The organism is Maritimibacter harenae, assembly GCF_009882975.1.
Classification (GTDB): Bacteria; Pseudomonadota; Alphaproteobacteria; order Rhodobacterales; family Rhodobacteraceae; genus Maritimibacter; species Maritimibacter harenae.
Genome location: NZ_WTUX01000015.1, coordinates 1,286 through 4,252, shown reverse-complemented (window position 1 = coordinate 4,252; position 2,967 = coordinate 1,286). Strand labels below are relative to the sequence as shown.

Below are 2,967 nucleotides of genomic sequence, written 5' to 3'. Positions count from 1 at the left end.
CGTCGCGGTGATCCTGACCGGCCTCACCACCGCGTTCATCGTTCCTTGGCTTACCCGGGCCCTGAATGGTTGGCTTACAGCACGCTGACGCCCCAACCGGTACGGGCCCAGGCACTTGGACCCAACTCGGATCCACTGAAAGGCGTGGGATTGGCCCGGCCAATCAAAAATCGAGGCCGAAGTCCACCGTGCCGGCCGAATGGGTCAACGCGCCTGAAGAAATATAATCAACGCCGGTCTCGGCAATTTCACGCAGGCGGTCCAACCGGACATTGCCGCTGGCCTCGGTTTTCATGCGTCCGTCAATTCGCTTCACGGCTTCCGCCATGTCCGCGCTCGTCATGTTGTCGAAAAGAACAACGTCGGCGCCACCGACCTCGATCACCTCGTCGAGCTGGTCCAACCCGTCGATTTCAATCTCGACCACGACCATGTGCCCGGCGTGCTTCNCCGCGGCGATGTGGTTGTCCTTGATCAGGATCGCGTCGGACAAGGAAAATCGATGATTGTGGCCCCCGCCATGAAGAATGGCGAGCTTTTCTGCCAGCTTCAGACCCGGCGTGGTCTTGCGCGTACATGTAATGCGGGTCCCGGTCCCCGACACCGCTTTCACATAAGAGGCCGTCATCGTAGCCGTTCCCGACAGGCGACCAGCAAAATTCAGGGCTACGCGTTCCCCCGCGAGAATGGAGGCGGCCGCACCTTCGATCTTCATCAGGGTATCGCCGGCTTTGCATGCGGAACCATCGGCAACGATCGTCTCGACGCGCAGCTCCGGGTCGATCAGGCGAAAGGCAAGCGCTGCCAGTTGCATCCCGGAGACCACGGCGTCCTGCCGGGCGACCATTTCCGCCTTGTACTGGGTGCCCTCCGGAAGCACTGCGCGCGTCGTTACGTCACCGGCAGTTCCCATATCCTCCATGATCGCGTTGCGCACCATCGGCTCGAGGATGATGTTCGGGACAGAAGCAGCGGTATTCACGGTTTGAAGTCCTTCGTATTGAGTTACAGGCGCCAATCACACAGGGCGCGAGTGCTCCTCACGCCCTGTGAACGCCGNCGGCGGCCTGCGAGTCAGCCTTCGGGTTGACCAGGGTGCGCCAGTCGACGTCCTTGGAATAGACGCCCTCATGCGAGGCTATCAGCGCTTGTGGCACTTCGGCTTCGGTGCCGATGGCACGACCGCCTTCGGCGACCTTCTGCGCCGCATCCACCATAAGGCGGCGGAATTCCACGATTGCCAGATCCGAGGCGCCGAGCGTGTCGGTTTCGCGCTGCACGCGGCTCCCCATGGACACCCACATGACGATGTCCTGGTTCGGAATGCCCTTCACACCGGTAAAGTTGCCTTCCTTCATGGCTTCGCGGTCCTGCAGAAAGTCATTTTCGAGCGTCCGCTTGGGGCGCCACTTGTGGTCCACGTCATCGCCCGGAACCGCGTGGTTGAAGCTACGCCATTCCTCCGTCGACGGGACGTTCGGCCCACCCCATGCGATGAAGTGGAAGGCGGTCTCGTCATCGTTGATCGGCACGATAACGCTGGCCACCTTGTAGTTGTTGTTCGGCGGGATCAGCGAATAGTAAGGCGCCACGAACTCCGTGATCCGCAGGTAGTTGTGGGTTTTTGCGTTCTTGATCGGCTTACGGATCGCGGCGTAGTGGAAACCGTAGCTGGTGGTTTCGGTCTGCATCCGCGGCGACTTGTCCGTCGACGGCCGGTACCAGGACTTTTCGTCCGCCGAGGCGCCCTCGACGCGTGCCGGCTTCATGTCGGAGGAGTGCAGCGAAGAGCTGTGCGCGCTGTCGATTTGACCTTCGTGGATCTGCGCCCAGTTGGCCGGCACGCGGATCTTCNTGAGGGGGCTGCCTTCCGGTTCGGAAGACATCGCAACCACGTTGCCATCCACATCCATCTTCCAGCCGTGGTAGAGGCAGCGCAGTCCGCAGTCCTCGTTGCGGCCATAAACCAGCGACGCTTTACGGTGCGGACAAAGCTCGTCGAGCATGCCCAGGCGGCCCTTGGTGTCGCGGAAAGCGACATAGCTCTCCCCCAGGACCTCGACGCGCAGCGGCTTGCCGTCGTTCTCGGCGACCTCCTCGATCNGTGCTGGCGCATGAGCTTTGCCATCGGGGCATCCCCGGTCACTCGCGTCAGCAGCTCGTTTTCTTCATATGTCAGCATGTCGTTCTCCTCCGAGCACAGCGGCGATCTGTTTAGCTTATTCTTAGCTATCTAATGTTTTTTGTCAAGGCGGGCTGACGGCTCGGTGTGGACCCGAAGCGCGCCCGGCGGCGTCTCATTGATGCAACCAGCCAGCGAGTCGGCGGTGCAGAAAGGGCAGGATCAACCCGGTGGACAGACCCGTTAGACATAGCGCGATCACGAACAGTGACGCCGGCGTAGGCACGCCTTTCAGCAGGCTGCGGGAGGCATATACAAGCAGCACGAGCGGCGGGTAGACCGCGAGCATACTAATGGCCCAACGCTTCCAGAAAGGCGGAGTTCTCGGGGTCGATGTTGCGAGCGTTTCGGCCACGTCTGTTCCTTCGTATCAGCATCGGTAGAAGTCTTTCGGTCGGCCGGGCGCGAGAGACGCGCCCGGCCTTTCTCAGGCACTGGTCTCTTTCTGTGGGCCACCGCCGCGCATCAGCAGGGCGTAACGCCCGGCGAATGCGAGGATCACCAGAATCCCGCCCAGCGCCACGAGCGTGAAAGGCATCACGGCGGCGGCCGCAGCCAATGTCAGCACCAGTCGTTCCACGCGCCCCAGCGGCAACCCGATTGAGCCCTCCACCGACACCGCGATCGCCAGCGTGGCCAGCACCCCGCCAGACACCGCGATGACATTGAACAGCGGATCCGACAGCAAAAGCAGCCCGGGGTTGAACACGAAGGCGAAGGGCAGAAGGAAACCGACGACTGCCAGCCGCACCGCCGAAAACGCGATTTTGAATGGATCCTCGTCG

General features: G+C 61.8%; 3 protein-coding genes (1 of these 3 running past the window's edge). All 3 read right to left on the bottom strand.

The genetic code is table 11. The features are described from left to right. Positions 1-163: 163 nt before the first annotated feature. Positions 164-940: a carboxylating nicotinate-nucleotide diphosphorylase gene (nadC, locus tag GQE99_RS12150; protein WP_202530789.1), complete on the bottom strand. Its 777-nt coding sequence runs from the start codon at positions 938-940 to the stop codon at positions 164-166. Between the two features lie 100 nt (positions 941-1,040). Beyond that, the gene (locus GQE99_RS12145) at positions 1,041-2,054 is read right to left on the bottom strand and encodes a Rieske 2Fe-2S domain-containing protein (RefSeq protein WP_235917222.1); all 1,014 of its coding nucleotides are present in this window, start codon (positions 2,052-2,054) and stop codon (positions 1,041-1,043) included. A 555-nt stretch (positions 2,055-2,609) separates the two neighbouring features. Then, on the bottom strand, positions 2,610-2,967 hold the final stretch of the coding sequence (locus tag GQE99_RS12140; RefSeq protein ID WP_328794093.1) for a TRAP transporter permease. It continues 950 nt past the right edge of the window; only the last 358 of its 1,308 coding nucleotides appear in the window; the start codon falls outside the window, past its right edge; its stop codon occupies positions 2,610-2,612.